Annotated in this window: 10 protein-coding genes and 2 tRNA genes; 7 read left to right on the plus strand and 5 right to left on the minus strand. The window is 70.5% G+C overall.

Features of this window, described 5'->3' with window-relative positions; genetic code table 11:
* Positions 1 to 155: 155 nt before the first annotated feature.
* Both ACZ7LY_RS06140 and ACZ7LY_RS06145 read left to right on the plus strand, forming a co-directional pair.
* Positions 156 to 320, plus strand: coding sequence for a hypothetical protein (locus tag ACZ7LY_RS06140; protein WP_471623326.1), 165 nt, complete (start codon positions 156 to 158; stop codon positions 318 to 320).
* 98 nt (positions 321 to 418) lie between these two features.
* Entirely contained in the window at positions 419 to 1,507 is a 1,089-nt protein-coding gene (locus ACZ7LY_RS06145; protein WP_471623327.1) for a YlbL family protein, read from the plus strand.
* Between the two features lie 121 nt (positions 1,508 to 1,628).
* On the opposite strand, the gene ACZ7LY_RS06150 is transcribed toward ACZ7LY_RS06145, so the two are convergent.
* Positions 1,629 to 2,171 carry a PPA1309 family protein gene (locus tag ACZ7LY_RS06150; RefSeq protein ID WP_471623328.1) on the minus strand — a complete coding sequence of 181 codons (543 nt, stop codon included), beginning with the start codon at positions 2,169 to 2,171 and terminating at the stop codon, positions 1,629 to 1,631.
* Positions 2,172 to 2,311: 140 nt separating this feature from the next.
* On the opposite strand from ACZ7LY_RS06150, the gene ACZ7LY_RS06155 reads away from it, so the two are divergent.
* The 4 genes from ACZ7LY_RS06155 to ACZ7LY_RS06170 all read left to right on the plus strand — a co-directional run bounded on the left by ACZ7LY_RS06155 (position 2,312) and on the right by ACZ7LY_RS06170 (position 7,659).
* On the plus strand, positions 2,312 to 5,269 hold the full coding sequence (locus ACZ7LY_RS06155; protein WP_471623504.1) for a UPF0182 family membrane protein: 2,958 nt from the start codon (positions 2,312 to 2,314) through the stop codon (positions 5,267 to 5,269).
* A gap of 96 nt (positions 5,270 to 5,365) precedes the next feature.
* A tRNA-Met gene (locus tag ACZ7LY_RS06160) sits at positions 5,366 to 5,439 on the plus strand.
* 248 nt (positions 5,440 to 5,687) lie between these two features.
* Positions 5,688 to 7,496: a tetratricopeptide repeat protein gene (locus ACZ7LY_RS06165; RefSeq protein ID WP_471623329.1), complete on the plus strand. Its 1,809-nt coding sequence runs from the start codon at positions 5,688 to 5,690 to the stop codon at positions 7,494 to 7,496.
* A gap of 89 nt (positions 7,497 to 7,585) precedes the next feature.
* Positions 7,586 to 7,659 (plus strand) — tRNA-Met (locus ACZ7LY_RS06170).
* Between the two features lie 61 nt (positions 7,660 to 7,720).
* On the opposite strand, the gene ACZ7LY_RS06175 is transcribed toward ACZ7LY_RS06170, so the two are convergent.
* From ACZ7LY_RS06175 to ACZ7LY_RS06190, 4 genes are all read right to left on the minus strand, one after another.
* Positions 7,721 to 8,875: an ABC transporter substrate-binding protein gene (locus tag ACZ7LY_RS06175; RefSeq protein ID WP_471623330.1), complete on the minus strand. Its 1,155-nt coding sequence runs from the start codon at positions 8,873 to 8,875 to the stop codon at positions 7,721 to 7,723.
* Between the two features lie 47 nt (positions 8,876 to 8,922).
* Complete coding sequence (locus ACZ7LY_RS06180; RefSeq protein WP_471623331.1) at positions 8,923 to 9,831, minus strand: ABC transporter permease; 909 nt, start codon at positions 9,829 to 9,831, stop codon at positions 8,923 to 8,925.
* Positions 9,828 to 10,589, minus strand: a complete 762-nt coding sequence (locus ACZ7LY_RS06185; RefSeq protein WP_471623332.1) for an ABC transporter ATP-binding protein — start codon at positions 10,587 to 10,589, stop codon at positions 9,828 to 9,830. The genes ACZ7LY_RS06180 and ACZ7LY_RS06185 overlap by 4 nt, the downstream gene beginning before the upstream one ends.
* Before the next feature lie 624 nt (positions 10,590 to 11,213).
* Entirely contained in the window at positions 11,214 to 11,630 is a 417-nt protein-coding gene (locus ACZ7LY_RS06190; RefSeq protein WP_471623333.1) for a Fur family transcriptional regulator, read from the minus strand.
* 138 nt (positions 11,631 to 11,768) lie between these two features.
* Between ACZ7LY_RS06190 and katG the strand changes: the two genes are divergently transcribed.
* Complete coding sequence (katG, locus tag ACZ7LY_RS06195) at positions 11,769 to 13,991, plus strand: catalase/peroxidase HPI (protein WP_471623334.1); 2,223 nt, start codon at positions 11,769 to 11,771, stop codon at positions 13,989 to 13,991.
* Positions 13,992 to 14,071: the final 80 nt, after the last annotated feature.

Genomic DNA, 14,071 nt, shown 5'->3' on the forward strand with positions numbered 1-14,071 from the left:
GGCGCTGCGGCCCGGGCCGCAGCGGCGGGAACCCGCGCAAAAGGCTTACGCGGGCTCCGGTTGCGTAACCGCACCCCGGCGGCGAGCGTTGACTGTGCGGATGGTTAATCTGCTGATCAGTCAGGTGCGGTCGCTCATGGGGTCGGGAGGTCGGCATGGCAGCGCTCATGTGGCTGCTGATTCCGGTGGTCGCTGCGGTGGGCGCCGGGCTGTGGGGCACCTGGGCCGGGCGCAGCCGTCACAAGACGGGTGACGTGACCGAGCTCAGCGGCTACGAGAAGTTCCGCGAGGCGATGGAGAAGTCGCACTCCCCGATGTGAGCCGCGGGGCGCTCAGGAGCCGACGTGGCGCCCTTCGCGGGGCCCGTACGGACCGGCCCCACAGGTGCGCTCACAGGGCTGTCCCGTACTGTCGTTCCATGCCACGCCGCACCGCGACGATGCTCGCCTCGACCCTCATGCTGATCGCGCTTCTCTGCGCCGGGGTTCTCATCAAAGTGCCCTACGCGGAGATGTCCCCGGGCCCGACGGTGAACACCCTCGCGGACCACGAGGGCGAGCCCGTCATCCAGATCAACGGACACAAGACGTACGACGCGTCCGGCCATCTGAACATGACGACGGTCCGCGTCACCAGCGCCGACTACAACATGAACCTCGCCTCCGCGGTCTACGGCTGGCTCGCGCACGACAGCATCGTCGTACCGCACGACACGCTCTACCCGGACGGTCAGACGGAGGAGCAGTCCTCCCAGGAGAACGCCGAGGAGTTCAGCCAGTCCCAGGAGAGCGCCAAGGTCGCAGCCCTGCGCCAGCTGAACATCCCGGTGAAGTCCTGGGTCATCGTCTCCACGGTCGTCAAGGGCAGCCCCGCCGAGGGCACGCTGCACGCCGGTGACGTCATCAAGGCCGTGGACGGCACGAAGATCACCAAGCCCGCCGACGTCGCCAAGCTCGTCACCAAGCACAAGCCCGGCGAGAACGTCACCTTCACCGTCGTCCCCGTCAAGGAGGCGGCCGCCGCCGAGAAGGCCGGCAAGCAGGCCACCCGCACGGAACAGGTGACCGTACGGACGCGCAAGGCGGACGACGGACGGGCCATCGTCGGCATCCAGGCGGGCACCGACCACACGTTCCCGTTCCAGATCGACATCAAGCTCGCCGACGTCGGCGGCCCGAGCGCGGGACTGATGTTCTCCCTCGGCATCGTCGACAAGCTGACGCCCACCGATCTGACGGGCGGCAAGTTCGTCGCCGGCACCGGCACCATCGACGACGACGGCAAGGTCGGCCCGATCGGCGGCATCCAGATGAAGACCGTCGGCGCGCGCGAGAAAGGCGCACAGTACTTCCTGACGCCCAAGGACAACTGCGCGTCCGCCGCGAAGGACACCCCGAGCGGGTTGACCCTCGTCAAGGTGGACACCATCGACGACGCGATGAAGGCCCTCAAGGACATCCGCGAGGGGAACACGGCCGCGCTGTCCACCTGCGCCGCCAAGAGCTGACCGCGCGGTCACGAGCACGACAGTGGGGCGCCCCCGGATCTCCGGGGGCGCCCCACCTGCATAGCGAACTACATAGCGAACTACATAGCGAACTACATAGCGAACGAAAACGCCGCGGGCGTCACTCGGCGAACGTCGCCGCCAGCGCTTCGGCGAGGCCCGGCACCAGCGCCGCACCGGTGAGGACCTCCGTCGCGGAGTCCTTCTCGCGCAGCCGCAGCGCCGAGTCGCGGGCGCCGTCACGCAGCACCGCGACCGTCATCCGCACCTCCTGCCGGTCCGGGTGCTCGGCGACCCACTTGGCGAGCTTCTTGTCGCTCAGGCCCTCGGGGACGGACGCCTCCGCCGACGGCGGAAGCATCAGACGCTCGACCGTCAGGGCGCAGCCCACGACCGCGTCCGGCCAGGCGATGGTGCCGAGGAACTCGTCCAGCGGCTTGTCCGCGGGCACTTCTTCCTGCTCGATCGGGGTGAGGCCGGGGGCCTCCTGCTCGCCCTCAAGGCCGAGCTGTGCGGCCAGGGCGGGTTCCTGCGCGCGCAGCGCGGCGGTGTCGACGAGGGCGAAGAGGCGGGCGGGCTGGTCCCAGCCGAGGCCGGAGGCGTACTCGTCGATCTCGAGGACGGCCCGGGTGAGGGGGCTCGCTGCCATGGGAGTGTTGGACATGGTCACAATCCTGCCTCGTTCCTCCCCCGAACCGGGAACTGAGTAAAGCGTGAGTAAGTTGCATAGGTGATGGGTCCGCGATCTCGGGGGCCCCGACCTACCGATCACTGAACTTCGAGGTGCGCACCTTGGCTTTCCAGATGCCGGACCGCGGCGGAGGCCCGACGGGGCCGCGGATGAGAGTGGGCCGGCCGTCCCGGCGGGCCCGGACGCTGCTGTTGACACTGGGCGTGCTGGCCGTGCTGGGCATGGCCTTCGTCATGTTCGCGGGCTTCTGGACCGACTGGCTCTGGTACCGCTCGGTGCGGTACTCGTCCGTGTTCACGACGACCCTGTGGACGAAGATCGGCCTGTTCTTCGTCTTCGGCCTGCTCATGGCCCTGGCCGTCGGGCTGAACATCTGGCTGGCGCACCGCATGCGCCCGCCGCTGAGCGCCATGTCGATGGAGCAGCAGAGCCTCGACCGCTACCGGATGAGCATCGCGCCCTTCAAGAAGTGGCTGCTCATCGCCATCACGGCCGTCGTGGGCCTGATCGCGGGCGCGTCCGCCGCCGGCCAGTGGCGAACCTGGCTCATGTACGTCAATGGCGTGCCGTTCGGCCAGAAGGACCCGCAGTTCCACCTCGACGTGGCCTTCTACGCCTTCGACCTGCCCTGGTACCGGTTCCTGCTGGGCTTCGGCTTCGCGGCCGCCGTCATCGGCCTGGTCGCCGCCGCGCTCACGCACTACCTGTACGGCGGGCTGCGCATCACCAGCCCGGGCGCGCGCGCGACGGCCGCCGCCACCGGTCACCTCTCCGTCATGCTGGGCGTCTTCGTCGCCCTGAAGGCGGTCGCCTACTGGCTCGACCGGTACGGGCTCGCGGTGAAGTCCAGTGACTTCAAGGCCACGGACAACTGGACGGGCCTGCGCTACGTCGACGCCAACGCGTACCTGCCCGCGAAGACGATCCTGTTCTGCATCGCCGCGATCTGCGCGGTGCTGTTCTTCGCCACCCTGTGGCGGCGCACCTGGCAGCTCCCGGTCATCGGTTTCGGCCTGATGGTGCTCTCCGCGATCCTGATCGGCGGCCTGTACCCGGCCATCGTGCAGAAGTTCCAGGTGCAGCCGAACGAGCAGTCCAAAGAAGCCCCGTACATCCAGAAGAACATCGAGGCGACCCGCAAGGCGTACGGCATCGACAAGGCCGACCCCGTCGACTACAGCGGCAAGAGCTCGGACGACACCAAGAAGCAGCGCACCGAGGCCGACTCGGCGGCCAGCTACCGGCTCAACGACCCGAACGTGGTCTCGCCCACCTTCCAGCAGCTCGAACAGCAGCGGAAGTACTACCAGTTCCCGACGACGCTGGACGTGGACCGCTACAACGGCGAGGACACCGTCGTGGGCCTGCGCGAGCTGAACCTCGGCAAGCTGGAGAAGCGCAACTGGATCAACGACCACTTCGTGTACACCCACGGGTACGGCGCGATCACCGCCAAGGGCACCTCCACCTCCCAGGGCTCGCCGCAGTTCACGGAGTCGGGCCTGCCCACCTCCGGCCACCTCGGCGAGTACAACCAGCGCGTGTACTACGGCGAGAAGACGACGCAGTACTCGATCGTCGGCGGGCCGCAGAAGGAGCTCGACTACGAGCAGGAGGACGGCACCCAGAAGACCACGAGCTACAAGGGCAAGAGCGGTGTGAACCTCTCGAACCCGATCAACCGCGCCGCGTACGCGGTGGCCTTCAGCGAGCCGCAGATCCTCTACTCGGGCGCCATCGGCGAGGGCTCGCGCATCCTGTACAACCGCACGCCCAAGGAGCGCGTCGAGGCCGTCGCGCCCTGGCTGACGATCGACGGCGACCCGTATCCGACGGTCGTCGGCGGCAAGATCAAGTGGGTCGTCGACGCCTACACGACGTCGAACGGCTACCCGTACGCGTCGCGGACGACGCTCGGTGACAGCACCGCAGACTCGCTCAACGAGGCGGACAGCCAGCGCGCGGTGGTGGCCCAGCAGAACCAGGTCAACTACATCCGCAACTCGGTGAAGGCGACCGTCGACGCGTACACGGGCGAGGTCAAGCTCTACACGTGGGACGAGAAGGACCCGGTCCTCAAGACGTGGAAGCGGGCCTTCCCGGGCACGGTCGAGCCCAAGAGCGCGATCCCGGCGGCGCTGAAGGAGCACCTGCGCTACCCGCAGGACATGTTCAAGGTCCAGCGCGAGCTGCTGAGCCTGTACCACGTGAAGGACTCGTCGCAGTTCTACAACGCCTCCGACGCCTGGCAGGTGCCGAACGACCCGACCAAGAAGGACAACAGTGCGGTCCCGCCGTACTACCTGTCCATGAAGATGCCGGGCCAGGACAGCCAGCAGTTCTCGCTGACGACGACGTTCACCCCGAGCGGGCGGCCCAACCTGCGCGCCTTCATGGCGGTCGACGCGGACGCCACCAGCAAGGACTACGGCACCATAAGGCTGCTGAGAGTCACCGAGGACAAGGTCTACGGACCCGAGCAGGTGCAGAACCGCCTCAACTCCTCGGACCCCGTGGCGAACTGGGTGCGCGACATGAAGGGCGCCGACTCGACGGTCCTGTACGGCAATCTGCTGACGGTGCCGCTCGACAAGGGCTTCCTGTACGTGGAGCCCATCTACGCCCAGGGCCGCAACTCGGAGTATCCGCTGATGCGCAAGGTCGCGGTCGCCTACGGGGACCGCATCGGCTTCGCCAACTCGCTGCCGGAGGCGCTCAACCAGGCGTTCGAGGTGGACGGCGCCACGCCGGCCAAGCCCGAGAAGCCGGGCGGCTCGACGCAGAAGCCGTCGGACTCCACGGTCAAGGAGGCCCTCGCGGACGCCGAGAAGGCGTTCCAGGACGGCCAGAAGGCCCTGAAGGACGGCGACTGGACCGCGTACGGCGAGGCGCAGGACAAGCTCAGTGACGCGCTGCGGCGGGCCGACAAGGCGCAGTCGCAGGCGGACAAGGCCGGCCAGGGCGACAAGGGCGACAAGAGCGCCGGCGGCGGCCAGAGCGATCAGAAGGACCAGAAGGGCGACGGCAAGAGCGACGGGGAGGGCGGTGACGCCTCCTCGGCGAGCGGCTGACCCGGGCGCTCGCGGGCGGCCCGGGAGTCGCTGAGCGGGCCGCCGGGCGGGCGGCGCCCCGCACCGCGTGACCGTGATACGGTTGCGACACAACGGCGCGGGGTGGAGCAGCTCGGTAGCTCGCTGGGCTCATAACCCAGAGGTCGCAGGTTCAAATCCTGTCCCCGCTACTGGTGATCGAAGGCTCGGAAGCAATGGCTTCCGGGCCTTCGGTGCGTCAAGGGCCTTAATGGCAAGAGCCCCGGGCATGTGCGAAGAGTGTGCGAACCGTGCGCCGCCCGGGGCGAGTTGAGCAAACTGTGTTTCACTTGTCTCTCTGTGGGCATGTCGACAAAACGCTGTAGTGACCTCACTGGCTCTGTAGTGACCTCAATGGCTGCGGTATACGAGGTGTACCCAGGTTGCAGGTGGTGCGACGATGGACGTTATGGGGGACAAGGCAACTCTGTTGGAGACAGGGCGGTTTGTGCAGCCGACAGATCGGGACGATCCCGGCGAGGCGGCGGAAGAAGTACGGCAGCGACTGGCCGCGGAGGCCGGTGACGTCGAGGCGATGAGCGTCCTCGGCGCCATGCTGCTGCGCCGCGGTGATCTCGACGGAGCCGAGCCCCTGCTGCGCGCCGCCACCGCCGAGGGCGACCGCGCCGCCGCCAACAACCTGGGCGTCCTGCTCCACCAGCGGGGCTACGCCGACGAGGCCGCCGGCTGGTGGCGGGTGGCCGCCGTCGCCGGGTCCGCCGCCGCCGCGCACGCCCTCGGCCGCCACCACCGCGAGCGCGGCGACGAGCCCGCCGCCGAGTACTGGCTGCGCCAGTCCGCCGAGCAGGGCCACACCCTCGGCGCGTACGCCCTCGCCGACCTGCTGGAACACCGCAGCGACGTGGGCTCCGAGCGCTGGATGCGGGTCGCCGCCGAGCGCGGCCACCGCGAGGCCGCCTACCGGCTCGCCCGCGCCCTCGACCGCAAGTCCTCCGCCGACCTGCTTAACTCCGACGACGACACCGCACCGGCCGCCGAGGCCGAGCAGTGGTACCGGCAGGCCGCCGCCCGCGGCCACCGCAGAGCCGCGCTGCACCTCGGCGCGATCCTGGAGAAGCGCGGCGACCTCAAGGAGGCCGCCCGCTGGTATCTGACGTCCGCCAAGGACGGCGAGCCGCGCGCCGCCTGCGCCCTCGCCTTCCTGCTGCGCGACGCGGGCGACGAGGAGAGCGCCGCCGTGTGGTGGCTGCGCGCCGCCCAGGAAGGCGACGGCAACGCGGCGAACGCGCTGGGCGCCCTGCACGCCCAGCGCGGCGAGACGCAGACCGCCGAGCGCTGGTACCGGGCCGCCATGGACGCGGGCGACAACAACGGCGCGTACAACCTCGGCCTGCTGTGCGCCGAGCAGAAGCGCACCGTGCAGGCCGAGAGCTGGTACCGGCGCGCCGCCTACGCGGGCCACCGCGAAGCGGCGAACGCGCTGGCCGTGCTGCTCCTGCAGAACGGCGACGCGGCCGGCGCCGAGCCCTGGTTCTCCAAGGCCGCCGAGGCGGGCAGCGTCGACGCCGCCTTCAACCTCGGCATCCTGTACGCGGGCCGCGAGGACGACGAGAGCGCCGCGGAGAAGGCGCTCCAGTGGTACGAGAGGGCCGCCGCCGGAGGCCACACCGAGGCCGCGCTCCAGGTCGGCATCGCCCGCCTGCGCGACGGTGACGAGCAGAGCGCCGAGCGGCACCTCCGCTGCGCGGCGGGCGGCGGCAGCGCGGAGGCCGCCTACCGGCTCGCGTCCCTGCTCGACGTGCGACGCCCGCCCGAGACCCGGCACGAGCTGGGCGAGCCCGTCACCGTCAAGAGCGAGTGCGAGGAGTGGTACGAGCGGGCCGCCGAGCACGGGCACCGGCGCGCCCAGGTCCGGGTCGGCATGCTCGCCGCCGCGCGCGGTGACGTGGTGGAGGCAGCCCGCTGGTACCGCAAGGCGGCGGAGGCGGGCTCGCGCAACGGCGCGTTCAACCTCGGCCTGCTCCTCGCGCGCGAGGGCAGCGAGCCGGAGGCCGCCCTGTGGTGGACCCGCGCCGCCGACGCCGGGCACGGCCGCGCGGCGCTGCGGCTCGCGCTGCTGTGCGCCCGCCGCGGTGATCTCGCCGAGGGCCGGCGCTGGGCGTCCCGGGCCGTGGAACTGGGCCCGGCGGAGGTCGCCGAGCGGGCCGGACGGCTGCGGGACGCGCTGCATCAGGAGCTGTCCGCCTGAGCGAGCGGCGCCGCGCGGGACCCGCGCTCCGGCGGGGGCGGCCGGGATTTGCGCTGGTCGGGGGCTTCCCGTAAAGTGGTGTTCACCGACGCGGGGTGGAGCAGCTCGGTAGCTCGCTGGGCTCATAACCCAGAGGTCGCAGGTTCAAATCCTGTCCCCGCTACAAAGGCCGAAGGCCCGGAGTGTCCGCACTCCGGGCCTTCGGTGTGTTCAGGGGGGGGCGGTCAGGGTGTCGCGCTGTGGCCCACGGCCTCCTCGTACAGCTTCCTGTCGACCGTGCGGGACTCGGGCAGCGGTGTGCCGCCGAAGACTCCGGCCGCCTTGTACGCCCGCTGGAGGCGGTCGGTCGTGCCCGCGCGGATCTCCCAGTCCATGCGCAGCGACGGCGTGGACCGCAGGACCTCCTTGTCGGTCTTCAGCAGCGAGGCCAGTTCGCTGACGAAGGCGGGGTCCTTCTTGTAGTCGCCGGCGAAGTACGTGTTCACCGTACGGATGTACGCGCGCAGCAGGGCGACGCCCGCGTCCGGGTCCTCGGTGAGCAGTTTCGGGCCGAACAGCAGGCCGCCGAGCGGTTCGCCCTGCGGCTGGCCGCCGAGGAACGCGTACCGCTTGTCGCCGTCGACCTTGCGCCAGACCGGGTCGAGCAGCCAGGCCGAGTCGACCCCGCCGTTGCGCAGGGCGGTCAGCACGTCCGCCGAGCCCAGCTGCTGGAACTGGATCTTGTCGAGGCCGCCGCCGTGCTTCTTCAGCGCGCTGTTCATGGGGTACGCGATGACGGACCCCTTGCCGATCATCGTGCCGAGTCTGCGGCCCGCCATGGTGACGTGCGCGGGGCTCTCGCCGTCCTTCAGCCGGACCCACAGGCCGCTCTTGGAGGCGGGCGCGGGGGAGAAGTTGCCCGCGACCCACTTGATGGCGAAGCCGCCGCGGATGCCGTTCATGACGGCGGCCTCGGGCGCGGCCCACTGCGCGTCGATGTCGCCCTTGGCCAGCAGCGGCAGGGCGTCCGGGGTGGGCAGCACCTTCAGGGTGACGTCCAGGCCCTCCTTCTTGAACTCGCCCTTCCGGGCGGCCATTTCGAGCGGGGCGACGTACTCGGCGGCCAGGGTGCCCGTGGCGATCGTCAGCTTGCGCGGTTTGCCGAGCTTCACGGGAGCGGGGGCGCCGGACGCGCAGCGGGCGGGGGCGCGGTCCGGGGCGCGGTCGGCGGGGTCCGTCCAGCTCTTCGCGCCGCAGCCGGCGACGGGCTTGACTGCGCGCGGCCGGGCGTCGGCGGTGCCGGCCGGGGAGTCGTTCTTCGCGCAGGCGGTGGCGGTGCCGAGCAGCGCGCAGGCCAGGAGCAGGGACGTGGCGAGGGGGCGCGGGGAGCGCGGGTGCATGGGGCCTCCGTACGGGGTTGCGGCGGCGGGCCGGCGGGCGGGCGCGGTCAGGACTGGGCGCGGCCCCGGTCACGCGGCGCCCAGGGGGTGAGCAGGCGGCCGAGGAGGCGTACGACCTCGGAGAAGACGACGCCGAGTACGGCCACGCAGACGATGCCCACGAACATCACGTCGTTCTGGAACAGCGCGCGGGCGTCGAAGATGAGGTGGCCGAGCCCGTTCGCGGCGGCGATCTGCTCGGAGGCGACGATGACGAGGACGGCGACGCCCGCCGCGATCCGGGCGCCGACCAGGACCGCCGGGAGCGAGGCGGGCAGCAGGACGTGCCGGAACATCTGGAGGCGGGACGCGCCGAAGACCCGGCCCGCGTCCCGGTGCCCGGACGGCACGGCGACCACGGCGGCCATCGTCGAGATCCATACGAAGAAGAAGACCGTGGCGGCGACCAGGGCGATCTGGGGGCCTTCGCCGAGGCCGAACATGTTGAGGAAGACGGGGAGCAGGGCGAGCTTCGGCACCACGTAGAGGGCGTCGAGCAGGGGTTCGAGGGCGGCGCGGATCAGGGCGACGGAGCCCATGAGCAGGCCGAGGAGATAGCCGCTGACCGTGCCGATCGCGTAGCCCGCGAGGACCCGGACCAGGGTGGCCCGTACGTCGGGCCACAGGGTGCCGTCGGCGGCCCTGTCCCAGCCGTCCGCGAGGATCGTGGAGGGGGCGGGGTAGACGCGGGCGTCGATCCAGGACCGCGCGGCGGCGAGCTGCCAGAGCAGGACGAGGACGAGCGGGACGGCGGTCGCCAGGGCCAGCTCCAGCGCGCGGCGCCGGCGGCGGGTGCGGGCGGGGTGGAGTTCGGCGGGGCCGGGGGTGCGGGTCAGGGGCGCGTTCGCGGGCGGGGGGTCTTGGGCGGGTGCCGCGTCTGATGGGGGTGCTGTCTTCGTGGGCCTCGGGTCCGTCATGCGGGGACCGCCTTCGTGTCCGCGTGGACCTCGCCGCGCAGCAGGTCCCACAACTCGCCCTTGAGCGCGGTGAACTCGGGTGTCGCCCGGATGTCGCCGGTACGAGGGCGGGGGAAGGGCGGGCGGCGTTCCGCGATCACCCTGCCGGGGCGGGCCGACATCACGAGGACGCGGTCGCCGAGCACGATGGCCTCCTCCAGGCTGTGCGTGATGAACAGCGTGGTCGTACGGGTCGACTGCGTCAGTTCCAGCAGTTCGTCCTGGAGGATCGTGCGGAGCTGGGCGTCGAGCGCGGCGAACGGTTCGTCCATGAGCAGGATCTCCGGTTCCACGGCGAGGGCGCGGGCGATGGCGACGCGTTGGCGCATGCCGCCGGAGAGGGTCGCCGGGTAGGCGTCGGCGCGGTCGGCGAGGCCCATGCGGGTGAGCCAGTCGTGGGCGCGGGCGTTCGCCTGGCGGCGCGGGACCTTCTGGACGTCCAGGCCGAATCTGACGTTCGCCAGGACCGTCTTCCAGTCGTAGATGCCGTAGTCCTGGAAGATCATCGCGGCTGGGCGGGGGCTGGAGGTGCGGATCTCCAGGGTGCCGGTGGAGGGGCGGGTCAGGCCGGCGGCTATCCGCAGGAGCGTGGACTTGCCGCAGCCCGAGGGGCCTACGACGCAGAGGAACTCGCCCGGGGCGGCGGTCAGGTCCAAGGGGCCCAGGGCGGGGGTTTCTCCGAAGGTTCGGGTGAGGTTGTGGGCGCGCAGTTTGTGCATGTGCCCTCCGGGGTGCGGGGGATTTTGGTGGGCGCGCGTGAGGATATGACGGGGCGTCAGATTGTGGAAGGGGGTTCTTTCAGGGCGGGGTTTTTTGGGGTGCGGGGTTTTTGGGGTGCGGGGGGTTGGAGTGGGCGGACTGCGCAGTTCCCCGCGCCCCTGAGGGGGGCGGTGCCCCCTGGGGCCGTCGCTCACCTGCGGGCCGGTGGGGGCTGGTCGCGCAGTTCCCCGCGCCCCTTCGGGGCACTACGCGTGCGTGGTCATCTGCGGGTGGGTGGGGCTTCTCGCGCAGTTCCCCGCGCCCCTGAAGCATGCACTTCGTGCAGCTTCCCCGTTGGGAAGCGGGGCTTCGCCCCTGCTTCCCCCGATGGAGGTGGCGACGCAGTCGCCCCGACAGGGGCGCGGGGAACTGCGCGACCAGCCACGACGGAGTCGAGGACGAAGAAAACCACGGGCAGGCCCACTCGCCTAGGGGTGCGGGGAACTGCGCGATCAGCCCCCACCGGCCCGTGGGTGGCGGGCTGCGGGCGGGCCTGGTTCCTCAGGGGTGCGACCAGCCCGGTGCCGGGCAGGGGGATGCAAAAGGGGCCCCACCGGTTAGGTGAGGCCCCTTTCATGTGACGGTCAAGGCGTGGCGCAGCCCGGGCAGAGGCCCCGGTACGTGACCTCGACGTCAGAGATCGTGAACCCGAACCGCTCCGACGCCGGAAGATCCGTCAACGGGTTCCCACTGGGATGCACGTCCCGGATCTGCCCGCACTGGGCACACACAAGATGCTGATGGGGCCGATGCGCATTGGGGTCGTACCGCTTCGCCCGCTTGTCCGTGGCGACCTCGATGACCTCACCGAGGGAGACCATCTCGCCCAGCGTGTTGTACACGGTGGCGCGGGAGATCTCGGGAAGCTTGGCCACAGCGCGCGCGTGCACCTCGTCGGCGGTCAGATGGACATGGTCCCCGTCGAGGACCTCGGCCACGACGCGCCGCTGCGCGGTCATCCGCCAACCACGCCCGCGCAGTCGATCCAACAGGTCACTCATGAAGACCAGCCTAACAGTCGGGGGACCGTGTCCCGAACGAGCGTAACCTTGGAGCATTGCTTGACTTAGACAATGTCCATTGTAGGATCAAGCACGGCTCAGGCCAAGTGACAGGACAACTCGCGAAGGGCGCCCCCAATGTCCGAGAACCATGAAGCAATCGTCACGGATCCGAAGGCGGAGGGCGCGGGCGGCTGCCCCGTCGCGCACGGGCGCGCGGCGCACCCGACGCAGGGCGGCGGCAACCGCCAGTGGTGGCCGGACCGGCTGAACCTGAAGATCCTCGCCAAGAACCCGGCCGTGGCGAACCCGCTCGGCGAGGAGTTCGACTACGCCGAGGCGTTCGGCTCCCTCGACCTGCCCGCCGTCAAGCGCGACATCGCGGAGGTGCTCACCACCTCCAAGGACTGGTGGCCCGCGGACTTCGGCAACTACGGCCCCCTGATGATCCGTATGGCCTGGCACTCGGCCGGTACGTACCGCATCAGTGACGGACGCGGTGGCGCCGGCGCCGGTCAGCAGCGTTTCGCGCCGCTCAACAGCTGGCCGGACAACGCTTCGCTCGACAAGGCCCGCCGTCTGCTGTGGCCCGTCAAGAAGAAGTACGGCAAGGCCATCTCCTGGGCCGACCTCATGATCCTCACGGGTAACGTGGCGCTGGAGACCATGGGCTTCGAGACCTTCGGCTTCGCCGGCGGCCGCGTCGACGAGTGGGAGCCCGACGAGGACGTCTACTGGGGTCCCGAGACCGTCTGGCTCGACGACCAGCGCTACTCGGGCGACCGTGAGCTGGAGAACCCGCTGGCCGCCGTCCAGATGGGCCTGATCTACGTCAACCCCGAGGGCCCCAACGGCAACCCCGACCCGGTCGCCGCCGCCCGGGACATCCGCGAGACGTTCCGCCGCATGGCGATGAACGACGAGGAGACCGTTGCCCTCATCGCCGGTGGCCACACCTTCGGCAAGACCCACGGCGCCGGCCCCGCGGACAACGTGGGCGCCGACCCCGAGGCCGCCCCGCTGGAGCAGATGGGCCTCGGCTGGAAGTCCTCGTACAACACGGGTGTCGGCAAGGACGCCATCACCTCGGGCCTCGAGGTCACCTGGACCGAGACGCCCACGCGGTGGAGCAACAACTTCTTCAAGAACCTCTTCGAGTACGAGTACGAGCTGACGAAGAGCCCGGCCGGCGCCCACCAGTGGGTCGCCAAGACGTCCGACGAGATCATCCCGGACGCCTTCGACGCCGAGAAGAAGCACCGCCCGACGATGCTCACCACGGACCTGTCGCTCCGCTTCGACCCGGTCTACGAGCAGATCTCGCGCCGCTTCTACGAGAACCCGCAGGAGTTCGCCGACGCGTTCGCCCGCGCCTGGTACAAGCTGACGCACCGTGACATGGGCCCGGTCGTGCGCTACCTCGGCCCCGAGGTGCCCAGCGAGGAGCTGCTGTGGCAGGACCCGCTGCCCGCGCGTGAGGGCGAGCTGATCGACGCCGCCGACGTGGCCTCGCTCAAGCAGCAGATCCTCGCCACCGGTCTGACCACGGCCCAGCTCGTCTCCGCGGCCTGGGGCGCGGCCTCCTCGTTCCGCGGCAGCGACAAGCGCGGCGGTGCCAACGGCGGCCGTATCCGCCTGGAGCCGCAGCGCGACTGGGAGGTCAACAACCCGGCCGAGCTGGCTCAGGTGCTGCGCGCCCTGGAGGGCGTCCAGGAGTCGTTCAACGCGCAGGGCGCGAAGAAGGTCTCCCTCGCCGACCTGATCGTGCTCGCGGGCACGGCGGCCGTCGAGCGCGCCGCGAAGGAGGGCGGCGTCGAGATCGAGGTGCCGTTCACGCCGGGCCGCGTCGACGCCTCGCAGGAGCAGACGGACGTCGAGTCGTTCGCCGCGATGGAGCCGGCCGCCGACGGTTTCCGCAACTACCTGGGCAAGGGCAACCGCCTGCCCGCCGAGTACCTGCTCGTCGACCGGGCGAACCTGCTCACCCTGAGCGCGCCCGAGATGACGGTCCTCGTCGGTGGTCTGCGCGTCCTCGGCGCCAACCACGGCGGCACCAAGCACGGCGTCCTCACCGAGCGTCCCGGCACGCTGACGAACGACTTCTTCGTCAACCTGCTCGACCTGGACACCGAGTGGACGTCCACGTCCGAGGCGCAGGACGAGTTCGAGGCCCGGGACGCCTCCGGTGCCGTCAAGTGGACCGGTACGCGCGCCGACCTCGTCTTCGGCGCCAACTCCGAGCTGCGCGCGGTCGCCGAGGTCTACGCGAGCGACGACGCCAAGGAGAAGTTCGTCCGCGACTTCGCCGCCGCGTGGAGCAAGGCCATGGACCTCGACCGGTTCGACCTCGACCGCCACTGAGCGGTCCGGTCGCTGACTTCGGCACGCGACCGGAGGCCGTGATCATGGCCCTTCGCGGCCGCTGACCCGGACGCCTGCCG

This window comes from Streptomyces sp. NPDC107550 (assembly GCF_055639095.1).

Coding starts and splice junctions, on each gene's coding strand:
- ACZ7LY_RS06140 (WP_471623326.1), top strand. CDS start 156: ATGGCAGCGCTCATGTGGCTGCTGATTCCGGTGGTCGCTGCGGTGGGC.
- ACZ7LY_RS06145 (WP_471623327.1), top strand. CDS start 419: ATGCCACGCCGCACCGCGACGATGCTCGCCTCGACCCTCATGCTGATC.
- ACZ7LY_RS06150 (WP_471623328.1), bottom strand. CDS start 2,171: ATGTCCAACACTCCCATGGCAGCGAGCCCCCTCACCCGGGCCGTCCTC.
- ACZ7LY_RS06155 (WP_471623504.1), top strand. CDS start 2,312: ATGCCGGACCGCGGCGGAGGCCCGACGGGGCCGCGGATGAGAGTGGGC.
- ACZ7LY_RS06165 (WP_471623329.1), top strand. CDS start 5,688: ATGGACGTTATGGGGGACAAGGCAACTCTGTTGGAGACAGGGCGGTTT.
- ACZ7LY_RS06175 (WP_471623330.1), bottom strand. CDS start 8,875: ATGCACCCGCGCTCCCCGCGCCCCCTCGCCACGTCCCTGCTCCTGGCC.
- ACZ7LY_RS06180 (WP_471623331.1), bottom strand. CDS start 9,831: ATGACGGACCCGAGGCCCACGAAGACAGCACCCCCATCAGACGCGGCA.
- ACZ7LY_RS06185 (WP_471623332.1), bottom strand. CDS start 10,589: ATGCACAAACTGCGCGCCCACAACCTCACCCGAACCTTCGGAGAAACC.
- ACZ7LY_RS06190 (WP_471623333.1), bottom strand. CDS start 11,630: ATGAGTGACCTGTTGGATCGACTGCGCGGGCGTGGTTGGCGGATGACC.
- katG (WP_471623334.1), top strand. CDS start 11,769: ATGTCCGAGAACCATGAAGCAATCGTCACGGATCCGAAGGCGGAGGGC.